The sequence below is a fragment of the Fictibacillus phosphorivorans genome (genome assembly GCF_007673525.1).
GTDB lineage: Bacteria > Bacillota > Bacilli > Bacillales > Fictibacillaceae > Fictibacillus > Fictibacillus phosphorivorans_C.
The window spans coordinates 43,700-56,641 of record NZ_VDZU01000002.1 but is presented as its reverse complement, the minus strand read 5'-3'; the positions used below and the strand labels follow the sequence as shown (position 1 = coordinate 56,641).

The following is a 12,942-nucleotide window of genomic DNA, read 5'->3' as shown; positions in this document are numbered from 1 at the left end:
ATATTTATGTTAGCTGAAATTTTACAAAGTCTGCCACAAGTTCTTGTAGATGGAATCGCTCTTGGTGCGATTTACGCCGTTATTGCACTCGGTTATACGATGGTTTATGGAATATTAGAGCTCATTAATTTCGCCCACGGTGAGATTTTTATGACCGGAGCTTTTATTGGCGTTGCAATGCTGATTCTTATGACAGGAATGGGCTGGTTGGCAGCGATGCCTGCCATTCTTGCTTTGATTCTTGTTTTGGTTGTTACGTCGATTTTAACCGGTTTCATGGGGGTTGGAATAGAGCGTATGGCATACAGACCGCTCCGAAATTCACCTAAACTGATCACGTTGATCTCAGCGATCGGTGTATCGTTCTTGCTGCAGGATCTCGTTCGTTTTATTACAGAATACAAAAGAGGAAATTATATCTTAACTGGTCCATCCATGTTTAATGAGCAGTTTTCCATTAAATTTTCTAGCATCTCCTCTTCGTTCAGTGATGCTTTCTTTAAAACGTCTACATTGATCCTGATTATTGCAGTAGTGATCATGATGATTGGACTGGACTTTTTCGTCAATAAAACGAAGTGGGGCATGGCGATGAGAGCAGTGGCTCAAGATCGTGAAACAGCTTCGCTTATGTCGATCAATGTGAATAGAGTGATTTCGTTGACCTTTTTTATCGGATCAGCTCTAGGTGGAGCAACGGGTGTACTGTTTGCTGTGCAATATGGAACGATCGATCCTTATATCGGTTTTATTCTAGGATTGAAAGCATTTACGGCTGCAGTACTCGGAGGCATCGGAAATATCCGTGGTGCTATGGCAGGTGGACTCATGTTAGGAATTCTAGAAATGTTTGCTGCTGCCAATCTCCAGCTATTAACGGGTGGTATCTTTGGTGCAGAGTATAAAGATGTATTTGCGTTTGCCATTTTAATCGTCGTATTGATTTTCAAACCAGAAGGACTGTTTGGCAAAGCAGTTACTGAGAAAGTGTAGGTGAAGAGCGATGAATAAGCTGACAAGTAAATTAAAAGGCAATAAGCTGGCACAAATTATTCTGCTCGTCCTTTATGTACTGATTACCTCGTTGAGCCTATATCTTGCTCAAGCATCTGTCACAGCTTTTCTGCTGCTGTTGTTCTCGTTATTGCTTCTGTACTATACAGAGCTGCCAGACCGTCTAAAATGGTTGATCGCAGGGGTCGTTCTCATCGGCGTAATACCTTTTGTATCAAGCACTGGACCAGGTTATCAATCTTACATGGAAGTGGCTACAGTTGTAGGTATCTATGTAGCGATGGCATTGGGACTTAATATCGTAGTTGGTTTAGCAGGCTTATTAGACCTCGGGTTCGTCGCATTCTTTGCGATCGGGGCGTATACGTATGGGATCTTTGCAACAGGACAAGCTGCTAACTTTATGCCGTTCGGAACGTTCCCGTTATCGGGTGAAAGCTTTTGGATCTTTATTTTAATCGGATGCTTTGTAGCTGCACTTTTCGGTGTTTTATTAGGTATTCCTGTACTTCGTGTAAAAGGAGACTACTTAGCGATCGTTACGCTTGGTTTCGGTGAGATCATTAGAATTGTATTTAATAACCTTGATAAGCCGGTGAACATTACGAATGGAGCAATGGGACTAGCTTCAGTTAAGCCTCCAGAGATCTTCGGTTATCAGTTTGTATATCCGAATCAATTCTACTTTATTGTTCTTGCTATCTTGTTTCTTGTCATTCTAGCTGTTAGAAGATTTGAGTTCTCAAAAATAGGAAGGTCTTGGAAAGCAGTTAGAGAAAATGAGATCGCTGCACAATCGATGGGTATTCACCTTGTGCGTACGAAGCTTTTAGCATTCGCAATCGGAGCTTCTTTTTCAGGAATGATGGGGGTTGTTTTTGCAGCGAAACAAACATTCGTTGATCCGACAAGTTTTACACTACTAGAATCTATCACTATCCTAGTAATGGTTATCTTAGGAGGCATGGGCAGTGTGCCAGGTGTAATCCTCGGTGCAGCAGTCATTACTATTCTAAATCTACAGGTACTGACAGAGGTAACAAATTATTTAAATCAGCTGAGTCTCGACGGTGTGATCAGCTTTCCAGAAGCACTCGCTCCTGCAAAAATGCAACGCTTTATCTTTGGCGCGATTTTAATCATATTTGCCATCTATCGCCCTCAAGGGTTAATACCATCTAAAAATCCTGTGTTTGATGAAGAGTCTCTTAAAGAAGGATCGAAGAAGCACAGAAAAGAAAAGATTACGGTTGAACCTGACAAAGGGTTTCAGGCATAGGAGGCGGTATAAAGATGTCCATATTAACAGTTAGTAATCTTACAAAACAGTTTGGCGGACTTGTTGCCGTTAATTCAGTGGATATGGCAGTGGAAAAAGGTTCGATAACTGCTGTAATTGGACCGAACGGAGCAGGCAAGACTACCTTTTTTAACCTGATCACAGGGGTATACCAGCCTGACAATGGGAATGTGCAACTCGGATCAACTTCTTTAGTAGGGTTGAAGCCACACGAGATTTCCCGGCACGGAATTGCTCGTACGTTCCAAAACATCCGTCTTTTTTCAAACATTACCGTTCTTGAAAATGTAATGGTAGGTTTGCATAAACAGCTGAAAGCGGGAATTGTCGGTACTTTGTTTCAAACAAAAAAAGTAAGAGAAGAAGAACAGCTGGCGAAAGAAGAAGCTTACCATTGGCTAGAATATGTCGGCCTTGCTAAACATCTGAACGAAGATGCACAGAATCTATCTTATGGAGCTCAACGCAGGCTTGAGATCGCGCGTGCACTGGCTACAAAACCTAAACTTTTGTTGCTAGATGAACCAGCAGCAGGGATGAATCCGAGAGAAACGCGTGAGTTAACGGAATTTATCCATCGAATGAGAGAGGACTTAGATGTAACGATCGTTTTGATCGAACATGATATGAAGCTAGTCATGGAGATATCTGAACAGATCTTTGTTTTGGATCATGGCGAAAAGATCGCTGAAGGAAAGCCTGCTGAAATCCGTAATGATGTAAAAGTGATTGAAGCTTATCTTGGAAAAAGTGCCGTAACACCAGCGTAAGGAGGAGAACGATGAGTATTCTGCAATTAAAAGATATTAACACATATTACGGTGGTATCCATGCGCTAAAAGGTATCAGCATTTCTGTAGAAAAAGGGGAAATCGTTACATTGATCGGATCGAACGGAGCGGGGAAATCAACTACTTTAAAAACGATCAGCGGACAGGTTCTCCCGAAAACAGGTTCTGTTATCTATGAAGGAAAAGACATCTCGAAACAACCTGCCCATATTACTGCTCAAACGGGTATTGCACACGTTCCTGAAGGAAGAAGGATTTTTCCAAGACTAACGGTAAAAGAAAACTTAGAGATGGGTGCTTTTATTGTAAAAGATAAAAAGGTCATCAAGGAACGTATGGAACAGGTCTTCGACTATTTTCCAAGGTTAAGAGAACGATTGACTCAAAAAGGAGGTACGATGAGTGGCGGTGAGCAGCAGATGCTCGCTATGGGTCGTGCCCTTATGTCAAAGCCGCGTTTATTGTTGCTTGATGAACCTTCAATGGGATTAGCTCCTGTTATCGTAGAACAAATTTTTGATATTATTAGTGATCTTAATAAAGAAGGAATGACGATTCTTCTCGTTGAACAAAACGCGTTTCAGGCTCTTCAAATTGCAAATCGAGGATATGTACTTCAGACTGGAGAGATTGTGATGGCTGGTCAAGGGAATGAGCTCATTACAAATGAGTCCGTTCGAGAGGCTTATCTGGCTTAACTTAAATGAATATATTTTAGTGTTTCTTTGTTGCTTTTGAAAGTAGTTGATTTCCGTTCCAGGTGCTCGCTTTCCGCGGGGCAGGCGGTGAGCCACATTTGTACGTTTCACTTTTAAGTGTCTCACCCGCCCGCCTGTCCTAGCCGAGAGTCTCGCACCTTCCACTCCAATCAACTAATCAGTGATGAGAAATCAAGAATCTTCTTATTGTAATACTTCTAAGATGGTATTTTTGTTCAGATTCGAAGGTGTTTTCTTGTCGTTGCAGGAGCTCGTTTTCCGCGTGGCGTTCAGCTTTTAAAGACTGCATGCTAAAAAAGTTACTTCTGACATTCAACAGCATAGTTAATAGAACAAATAAAACCGGGGATCAACCTGGTTTTCTTTTTTGTGTATATTTCCCCTTTATTATTGGATGAAATTGTTATACCTTTAAAAGGAAGACGAAAGGGGTATGATTCATGATTAAAGTACTCTTTGTATGCTTAGGAAACATATGTCGATCTCCTATGGCGGAGGCGATTTTTCGAGATCTCGTAAAACGAGAAGGATTATCTGAAATTATTACAATTGATTCTGCTGGAACAGGAAACTGGCATGCAGGAGAACCGCCTCATGAGGGAACTAGGAATATCTTGAGAGAAAACCGAATTTCCTATGAAGGTCAAAAAGCGCGCCAAGTTAAAACCAAAGATTTAACAGATTACGATTATATCATTGGTATGGATGCTGAGAATATCGGTAACATGCATAGGATGGCGGGGCAAACCCAAACAGGTATGATCGCAAGACTAATGGACTTTGTACCTGAGGTTGAAAAAGAGGATGTTCCAGATCCGTACTTTACAGGTAATTTCCAAGAAGTATATGATCTTGTGACAATCGGCTGTGAGAGACTCTTAGTAGAAATAAAAAATAGAGAATCGTTATAATCAGGAGGATATCGGATGGGTGAAATTCGTCAATTATCATCAGAACAAGAAGTGCGTGATGCTTTTCCGGTTATAAATCAGCTTCGTACACATCTTTCAGAAGACCTTTTTTATGAACTTTTTTTACAGATGGAGAAAGAAGGCTACACGCTGTTTGCCAATATTCATGAAGGGAAAATCGTGGCTTTGGCAGGTTTCGCTATGCTGACCAATCTTTATGACGGCAAGCATATTTATTTGTACGATCTGATCACTGATTCCAACGAACGATCAAAAGGATATGGTGAGGAACTTCTAGCATTTTTGGAATCTTTTGCTCTTCAAAATAACTGTAACTGTGTTGCGTTAAGTTCGAATGTGAACCGTTTAGACGCTCATCGTTTTTATACAGATAAGATGAAATATGAGATGCCGAGCTATGTGTTTAAAAAGAGATTTTAAATAAGCAGTCGGTAATCGTAAGCGAACATAAATTCCTACAACCGATCTATAAATTTTGAGAACAAATAAAATAACCAACACGAATAGAAGAACCAAGATCTTTATGCATTTCAAAAAACCTAATAACTATTGTAACAAAGCAAAAAGCTGGCTAAGGAAGATCATATGATGATCGACCTTAGCCAGCTTTTCTTTTCGAAAAAGATTATGTTTTAGTAAATCTTATTAAGCACGGCTACGCATACTGCGCATGATCCAGCTTACGATAAGTACTACTACAACTGCACCGATAATAGCTGGAACGATTGCAAATCCTGCTACCATTGGTCCCCAATCACCTAATAATAATCCACCTAACCATGCACCAACAAAACCTGCGATGATGTTACCGATGATTCCGCCTGGTACGTCACGCCCTGTTAAAAGACCTGCTAACCAACCGATGATTCCTCCAATTATAAGTGCCCATAATAAACTCATTTAAAATTCCTCCTTTTTTTTTGTAGGTTGTAATATGGAATTATTCTTAAGTTACCCATTATAAAAAATTATAAACTTATCCTGAAAAAAGTTTTTATCACCCTAAGGAAGGGGAAAGATAAAGGGAAATGTATAAAAATAAGTAAGGGGTGAGAGGAACTTTGACGTTATGGCATATACTCAAACATATGAAAGCCAAAGCATTTGGAATTGAATTCATGCACGGTTTTCAAAGAGGAGATGTAACAGGACTTGCAGCACAGCTTGCTTATTATTTTCTGCTTTCGCTGTTCCCTTTTCTTATCTTCTTATTAACGCTTGGCGCCTTTTTTATAGAACCAAAAGAAGCGCTCGACCTGTTAGAGCACTTCGTACCATCAGAGGCGATGGATTCTGTTAGAGAAAATTTACTTGCTGTATTAGAAGGAAGAAGTGGTGGCCTTTTATCAATCGGTATTCTAGCTACGATTTGGTCAGCTTCTAATGCGATTAATGCTGTAATCAAGACTTTAAATGAAGCATATGGAGTTAAAGAATGCCGAAGCTTCATAAAAACAAGGTTATTGGCTATATTCTTAACGTTTGGCGTTATTTTCGCTTTTGTTGTTGCACTCGTTTTCCCTGTATTCGGAAAGATGCTTGGGAACGCAGCCTTTTCCTATTTAGGTTTAAGTGATGAGTTCCTGCAGATCTGGGGAGTGTTACGGTGGTTAATTAGTTTCCTCATCATCGCTACTGTTGTATCTGTTCTATATTATTTAGCTCCATGTAAAAAGCTGAAATATAGTGAGATCTGGTACGGTTCACTAGTTGCTACATTCTTCTGGCAGATCGTATCGTTCGGTTTCGCCTTTTATGTTGACCATTTTGGCAATTATTCTGCAACTTACGGAAGTATTGGAGCGATTATTGTTCTCATGCTTTGGTTTTATCTCACTGGTATCGTCTTATTATCTGGAGGCGTCTTAAATGCCACGTTTCATAAGTTTAAGATTGATTTTGCCAAGAAAAGGGGCTTGTTAAAGGCTGAATCCTAGGAAAAACTATACATACCTTGTCGTTAAGGAGGTATTATTGATATGGGAAAAAGCAACAAACAGACCCACAGCAATAAGAACAATAAAAATGATAGTCAACACAAAACAAGTAAATCCTCGAACAAAAAGAATGACTTTCATTAACCTAAATACGAACAAGTATGAAGCTGTCCTCTTAGCAGGGCGGCTTTTTTGTTTGTTAAGAAAGGCAATGAAAAAGTACAGAAGAAGTACATGTTTTGAATGGATTCTTCGAAGTGTGTATAGGTAATGGAGAAAAGTTTGTGTCTTTTACCTGTATCTCCTTAAGAGCTTTGCATGTTACACTAAAAAGGCACTTATGGGAATTTCTTTAAAAGGCAGGAGAAAAGGCAGTATGAAAAAAGTTAGATTCATCTTTAGCATTTTAGGTACACTTGTTTTTATCGTATATATGGCAGTCTTAATTAAAGCCACTCTTTTTTCATTTAATGAGTATGTATATGGTAGATCCGCTAATCTTGTTTTGTTTGACAGCATAAGGCTGATGTGGAGAAGTGAGGATGATTGGCTTATCCTGAAGAATATCATCGGAAATGTGCTCTTGTTCGTACCATTTGGTTTGTTGCTGCCTTTAATTTACCGAGTGTTTAATTCTTGGCGTTTTATCTTCATTTTTGGTTTTGGTACAAGTTTCATTATTGAGGTTCTTCAATATGAGTATTTCAAACGAATATTCGATATTGATGATATCTTTCTTAATGGTATGGGAGCAATGCTAGGACTATTTTTATACAAGTTTTTAGCGATGATCTTCCGATGGATCGAACGATTATTAAAATAAAGCAAATACTATAAAATAAACCGGGCAGCGATTACAGCTGTCCGGTTTTTGTTTGCTTACTTAGTTTCTTTTCCTAGTACACGGTTAACACGCTTTGTTAGCATCTTCATGCCATCTCCACCAGCTTGGTAATGACGAAGCTTACCTTCTGCATCAAAAACATAATAAGCTGGCACATACTCGTTTTCAAACGCGTCAGTTAAAGCATGATCATTGTCCACAAAGATTGGCTGTGTAATATCGTGTTCTGCTGCTACTTCTTTAATTTGCTCGATATCCAAGTCTTTTTCTGAACGAGGCATATGTACCGCAATCACGTTCAGTTCGTCTTTATAGTCATCTCTAAATTGATTAATGTTAGGCATCGCATCTTTACATAGTCCACAGCTTACAGACCAAAAATGAATAAGCGTTGGTTTATTTCCGATCAAGTCACTTTTCGAAACTTCTCCATTGATCCATTGTGTAGCACCATTAAGTTCTGGCATATCCGAACGTAATCTCATCATAAAAATATCTACTCCTTGTTTTTGAAGATAGTTTAATTTATCTAATGTCTAGTTTAAAGGTTGAACAACTAAAGTCAAAAATCCTGCTTTACTAATATGGTATAAAAAGAAAAATATTATTTCTAAGCGGTTTTGGACTTTATCGCGATCTCATGTTTATTTTTGATAAAAAGAATTGGTAAGCATAGGACAAATAACATACCGCAGATCGCAAACACAAAAGCACCTCCATCAAACCAGCTTATGAAGCTTCCGCCGATCATAGGACCAGACATGCTTCCGATGCTAAAGCTGATACCTGCTAAGATATTTCCTGCAGGAAGATGGTATTTAGGAAGCAGGTCACTCATATATGCGATACCAAGAGAAAACATCGATCCAACAAACATTCCGGATATAAAGAACAGACTGATCAGAAGCCAAAAGTTATTCATGCTCCAATATGTTGCCAGGAACGAGAAGAAACCCGAAACAAAAGAAAAAATTAAGATTGGTTTCCTACCCAACTTGTCGCTGAGAATGCCGAGTGGCAACTGGAAGATTAGGCTGCCTAATACGAAGGCTGGCAGCAGAACTGCTACCCAATCCAAGCTGATTCCGTTACGAAGTGCAAAAACGGGAAAAGACCCATGAAGAGTCGCTTCTAAAAAGCCGTAACCAAATGGTGGCAATAAGGATACCCAAGCTAACTTCAAAACATCTTTATAACGGTCGATGGCTGTTATACCAGAAGTTCGAGCAGATTCTGTTTCAGGTCTTTCGTTTCGAATCGTCGTCATTAGAAGAAAAGAAAGAAAACAAAGACCGGCAGCAAGCCAGAAAGGTAGGTTTTCGTTTACTTCCAGCATCTTTGTCATTAGAGGTCCGATTCCAAATCCTGCTCCAAACGCAATCCCATATATAGAGATATTTCTGCCTCTCTTTTTTTCTGGGCTGCTTGTCGTAATCCAAGTTTGCGTAGAGAAATGCAGCATATGGTCACCAATACCGATCAAGAGCCGTAATACAAACCAAAACCAAAATACTTTCCAAACAGGAAACATAGCAAAACAGAGTACAACAGCTAAAAGTCCTGCTAATATGAGTGGTTTATAGCCAAACCTTCTAAGAGGTTTCTCAATAAACGGAGAAGCGATCAAGATACCTATATAAAGTGCTGTTGCGTGGAAACCGTTTAATGAAGCAGATGTACCGTCCTGTTCAAAGATGACTGCAATTAAAGGAAGCAGCATACCTTGAGCAAAACCTGAAATAAAAACAATGCTGACTAAAACTGAAAATTTATACGTAGAAAGCTGCATGAGCGTCTCCTTTTCAAAACAAACTAAAACCATTGTACAATGGAAAACATAAAAAGTTGAGTGGAATTTTATGAAGAGGAATGATTAATCTTGGAATTTAAAATGACTGAAAATGGATTTGAAGCGGATGTAGAGTATGGAACACTTGAGATAAGTGGAAATGCTGAATATGGTTATCGGCCATTTCAACTTCTCGTTTCTTCTATAGCTGTATGCAGTGGTGGAGTTCTTCGGAAAGTATTAGAGCGTATGAGAATGCAGTATGATGACATCACTGTTCAAGCAAAGATCAACAGAGTGGAAAAAGAGGCAAACCGAGTATCGGACATTCACCTTCACTTTTTGATCAAAGGGAAAGAATTATCAGAAGAGAAGGTCGAGAAAGCATTAAACGTAACTAGAAAAAACTGTTCCATGGTGCAATCTGTAAAAGACAGTATAAACATCACGGAAAGTTTTGAAATTCAATTGTCAAATGAGTGCCCTGATTCACTATAGAATTAGGGTTTTTTATTTTCCAACAAAATCCGGAGAGATCTAAGCAGGGAACATGGATAAATTTTATCGGTTAGAAAAAAATAGGGGAAAGGAGGATGTTATGAAAAAGAGAATTTTTATTATGTTATTTGTCATGCTTTTTGTGTTATCCAATACAGCACTAGCAGCTGAAAAAACAAAGCAACAACCAGAACAAAAACAAAAACAAACAGAAAAGATAGAAAAAACTGCTCCAAAAGCAGATGTGAAAATACCGAGTTCGGTTCTTAGCATATCCAAAGAGAACACATATCCTAACTCAGCTCAAGATCTTCCTTACTTAGAACCGAGTAAGCTTGCGAAAGCTATGCTTAAAACATCGGACGTTCCAATCACAAATCCAGATTTAATTCGTTTATTGAATGAGTCAACGATAAATGGATCGAAAGTAGCTTTTTGGTACCGTGCAAAAATCTACTTAGGTCAATGGCCATTGTCTTATCAATCAACAGAGACGACTGTGAACTGGGAACACCAACAAATCAATACGAACCGTTTAGACAACAGAGGTGCAAAAGCAGTTGCAAAACTGTCTTATAACCAAACGGCTCATAAAAAAGTAAGTGGTGGTCTTACAGCATCAATTCCAAATAGTGAAGCGGTTCAAAAGATGATGCTCATCACAGCAGCAGAAAAGTCAAAGCTGCCTTTATCGTTTCAGACAGCTGTTGGCGCAGGTACAAAGAAATCAAACGTATACCATGTGTCACCAAAACAGGTAGGATATTTAGATAGTTATGTCCCAGCGGTTAATGAAAGAGGACGAGTTACTTACGGAGAAGTTTATATCGTTTTAAAAGGCGGTAAAAGAGAGATCGTTATTCAAAACGTTACACAACAAGGCATTGGTGCTTGGATTCCCGTTCAAGACCATGTATCTTTTAGTTTTCATACAAGCAATATGTAAAAAAGGACAGCTCCTTAATCAGCTGTCCTTTCTTTTTTGCGTATTAAAGTCATATCCAAGATGGTGCTGAGTTCCAAGAAAGCTTCATTGAAAAGTTAATTGGAGTGTAAGGTGCAAGACTCCTGGGGGATCAGCGGGACAGGTGAGACTCTTAACAGCGCAAAGCGCTAAGAGGCTCACCGCACGCCCCCTGGAAAGCGAGCACCTGAAACGGAAATTAACACTATCAGGCTATACTTAACAATGATCCACCCATTGTTCGCTCCAGTCTTGAATGGCATTGATAATTGTTTTTAAAGAATTACCTTTATCCGTCAGTGAATACTCAATTCGCACAGGTGTCTCTGGGTAAACGTTACGCTTCACAATTCCCACAGACTCCAATTCCTTCATCCGTTCCGTAAGCATGCGATCACTCATTTCGGGAATCTGGGATTTGATGTCTTTGAACCGCTTAGGGCCATCCATCAAAACGCGAATGATGAGTCCTGTCCATTTTTTTCCGATAATATCCATGGCTACTTCGTACTTCGGACACATCGTGCTATAATCCATTATCATTCACCTCAATCTATATGAAAAAACGATGCTTTTTCTACAGTCTATATTTGCCTTCTATTATACGGTTTAAACTTACTTTTGTAAAGTTTATAACTTTTTAACGCTTTAAAGCTTCGAGGTGTTATTTTTAAAATCTACTTCTTTATAATAAGAATGTTTTACAAGTACGTTCGGTCCTAAACATTGAACAGCAGGGCAATGGCAGCTTAGTTCTTTAGCAAGCGCTGATTGATTCCATGCTTCATAAGCATCGGGTAAGCTCGTATCTTTTATATTTCCAAGTGCAGGAGCATCTCCAAAGTCTGTCACGATAATATTGCCATCAAATAAGTTGATATTTAATCGTGATCTTCCATCAGGGTCATTACGCACTGTAACATTTTCTTCTCTTTGAAGTCTTCTGATCAACCTTAAGTCCTCTTCGTCTTCGGAGCAAGCATAGAAGGGAAGAGTTCCAAATAGCATCCATGTGTTCTTATCACGAATATCGAGTAGATGATGAATACTTTCACGCATTTCCTGTAGAGAGATTGTTTCCAAAGTACTCGCGAAATCGCTCGGGTACATAGGGTGAATCTCATGACGCTGGCAGCCCATCTCAAGAACATGTTTATGTATCTCTTCCAAGTAGGGCAACGTCTTCTTATTTAACATCGTTTCAGCAGATACCATCACACCAGCTTTTGTTAAAGCTTGTGCGTTTTCAACTAAGCGGGTAAAGTAAGCTTCACGTTGTTCAACAGAAGGCTTCTTTTCCATCATGGCAAAACCTGTATCAGAAAATTCCTCCACCGTTCCCCAGTTATGGGAAATGTGAAGCACATCCAAATACGGAATAATTTTTTCGTAGCGTGCTAAATCTAAAGTTAAATTTGAGTTGATCTGAGTACGTGCACCACGTTCTCTTGCGTATTTTAATAGTGGCACAACGTAATTATTTACTGATTTTAAGGAAAGCATCGGCTCACCGCCAGTAATACTGAAAGCTCTTAATTGAGGAATCTCATCAAGACGTTTGATGACAAGGTCGAGCGGAAGAGGTTCAGGATCTTTTGTTTGAAGCGTGTATCCGACAGCACAGTGGGCACAACGCATGTTACACAATGTGGTTGTCGTTATCTCTATATTGGATAGCTGAAGTTTTTTATGTTCACTCATATCTAAATAAGCTTCCCACGGATCATTCTTTGGGGTTATCGCTTTTAATTCGGTTTTTAACACCATCATACATCTCCTTTGCGACCATAAATGGACAGTATCTATCTTAACCGAACCCACATTAAAGAAAAAGGATAATATTCTGTTGGCAAAATCGGTTGACCTTGTTAAAGTAGAAGGGATGGAAAGGAGAGATCAACATGGGTAACTCTATTCAGGATAAATCCTCTCAAAAAGAATATATTAAAAATCGTATTGACTTATTAGTTGATGTTTTAGATTCTATAGATGCTGAAACAGCAGGAATTGAAGAGATCGACCGAATCATCGGAATGCTGGATGACTTAGAAGAAAAGTGCAAACAGTTCCGTCACGATTGGGAAGAAAAATAAGCTCGAAAACCGTTTCTTTATTAAAGAAGCGGTTTTTTTTGTTATAATGAACTCATTAATA

General features: G+C 39.1%; 16 protein-coding genes. 11 read left to right on the top strand and 5 right to left on the bottom strand.

Going from position 1 to position 12,942, the window contains the following annotated elements; genetic code table 11:
* Positions 1 to 6: 6 nt before the first annotated feature.
* The 6 genes from FS458_RS17890 to FS458_RS17865 all read left to right on the top strand — a co-directional run bounded on the left by FS458_RS17890 (position 7) and on the right by FS458_RS17865 (position 5,176).
* Positions 7 to 993: a branched-chain amino acid ABC transporter permease gene (locus tag FS458_RS17890; protein WP_066391085.1), complete on the top strand. Its 987-nt coding sequence runs from the start codon at positions 7 to 9 to the stop codon at positions 991 to 993.
* A 10-nt stretch (positions 994 to 1,003) separates the two neighbouring features.
* The gene (locus FS458_RS17885) at positions 1,004 to 2,293 is read left to right on the top strand and encodes a branched-chain amino acid ABC transporter permease (RefSeq protein ID WP_144703953.1); all 1,290 of its coding nucleotides are present in this window, start codon (positions 1,004 to 1,006) and stop codon (positions 2,291 to 2,293) included.
* Between the two features lie 14 nt (positions 2,294 to 2,307).
* Positions 2,308 to 3,084, top strand: a complete 777-nt coding sequence (locus tag FS458_RS17880; RefSeq protein WP_144703948.1) for an ABC transporter ATP-binding protein — start codon at positions 2,308 to 2,310, stop codon at positions 3,082 to 3,084.
* An 11-nt stretch (positions 3,085 to 3,095) separates the two neighbouring features.
* Complete coding sequence (locus FS458_RS17875) at positions 3,096 to 3,803, top strand: ABC transporter ATP-binding protein (RefSeq protein ID WP_144703945.1); 708 nt, start codon at positions 3,096 to 3,098, stop codon at positions 3,801 to 3,803.
* A gap of 461 nt (positions 3,804 to 4,264) precedes the next feature.
* Positions 4,265 to 4,735, top strand: a complete 471-nt coding sequence (locus FS458_RS17870) for a low molecular weight protein-tyrosine-phosphatase (RefSeq protein ID WP_144703942.1) — start codon at positions 4,265 to 4,267, stop codon at positions 4,733 to 4,735.
* A 15-nt stretch (positions 4,736 to 4,750) separates the two neighbouring features.
* Positions 4,751 to 5,176: a GNAT family N-acetyltransferase gene (locus FS458_RS17865; protein ID WP_144703939.1), complete on the top strand. Its 426-nt coding sequence runs from the start codon at positions 4,751 to 4,753 to the stop codon at positions 5,174 to 5,176.
* A gap of 225 nt (positions 5,177 to 5,401) precedes the next feature.
* Here FS458_RS17865 and FS458_RS17860 read toward each other — a convergent pair whose 3' ends face one another.
* Positions 5,402 to 5,656, bottom strand: a complete 255-nt coding sequence (locus FS458_RS17860) for a GlsB/YeaQ/YmgE family stress response membrane protein (RefSeq protein ID WP_066391095.1) — start codon at positions 5,654 to 5,656, stop codon at positions 5,402 to 5,404.
* A gap of 161 nt (positions 5,657 to 5,817) precedes the next feature.
* Between FS458_RS17860 and FS458_RS17855 the strand changes: the two genes are divergently transcribed.
* Positions 5,818 to 6,693, top strand: coding sequence for a YihY/virulence factor BrkB family protein (locus FS458_RS17855; RefSeq protein ID WP_231607548.1), 876 nt, complete (start codon positions 5,818 to 5,820; stop codon positions 6,691 to 6,693).
* A gap of 376 nt (positions 6,694 to 7,069) precedes the next feature.
* A complete protein-coding gene (locus FS458_RS17850) occupies positions 7,070 to 7,516 on the top strand; it encodes a VanZ family protein (RefSeq protein ID WP_144703936.1) in 447 nt (148 codons plus the stop codon).
* A 56-nt stretch (positions 7,517 to 7,572) separates the two neighbouring features.
* Here the strand turns inward: FS458_RS17850 and FS458_RS17845 are convergent, their stop codons facing one another.
* Together FS458_RS17845 and FS458_RS17840 are read right to left on the bottom strand one after the other, a co-directional pair.
* Entirely contained in the window at positions 7,573 to 8,022 is a 450-nt protein-coding gene (locus FS458_RS17845; protein ID WP_144704488.1) for a TlpA disulfide reductase family protein, read from the bottom strand.
* Positions 8,023 to 8,147: 125 nt separating this feature from the next.
* Positions 8,148 to 9,326 (bottom strand): MFS transporter, encoded by a 1,179-nt coding sequence (locus tag FS458_RS17840; protein ID WP_391503411.1) that lies wholly within the window; start codon positions 9,324 to 9,326, stop codon positions 8,148 to 8,150.
* Between the two features lie 90 nt (positions 9,327 to 9,416).
* Here FS458_RS17840 and FS458_RS17835 point away from each other — a divergent pair, with 90 nt between their 5' ends.
* The gene (locus FS458_RS17835; protein ID WP_144703928.1) at positions 9,417 to 9,824 is read left to right on the top strand and encodes an OsmC family protein; all 408 of its coding nucleotides are present in this window, start codon (positions 9,417 to 9,419) and stop codon (positions 9,822 to 9,824) included.
* 100 nt (positions 9,825 to 9,924) lie between these two features.
* On the top strand, positions 9,925 to 10,770 hold the full coding sequence (locus FS458_RS17830) for a YfkD famly protein (protein WP_144703925.1): 846 nt from the start codon (positions 9,925 to 9,927) through the stop codon (positions 10,768 to 10,770).
* A gap of 237 nt (positions 10,771 to 11,007) precedes the next feature.
* Here the strand turns inward: FS458_RS17830 and FS458_RS17825 are convergent, their stop codons facing one another.
* Positions 11,008 to 11,325 (bottom strand): winged helix-turn-helix transcriptional regulator, encoded by a 318-nt coding sequence (locus FS458_RS17825; protein ID WP_066243338.1) that lies wholly within the window; start codon positions 11,323 to 11,325, stop codon positions 11,008 to 11,010.
* A gap of 111 nt (positions 11,326 to 11,436) precedes the next feature.
* Positions 11,437 to 12,555, bottom strand: a complete 1,119-nt coding sequence (yfkAB, locus tag FS458_RS17820; RefSeq protein ID WP_144703922.1) for a radical SAM/CxCxxxxC motif protein YfkAB — start codon at positions 12,553 to 12,555, stop codon at positions 11,437 to 11,439.
* 134 nt (positions 12,556 to 12,689) lie between these two features.
* On the opposite strand from yfkAB, the gene FS458_RS17815 reads away from it, so the two are divergent.
* Complete coding sequence (locus FS458_RS17815) at positions 12,690 to 12,881, top strand: SE1561 family protein (protein ID WP_066243343.1); 192 nt, start codon at positions 12,690 to 12,692, stop codon at positions 12,879 to 12,881.
* The last annotated feature ends 61 nt before the right edge of the window (positions 12,882 to 12,942 follow it).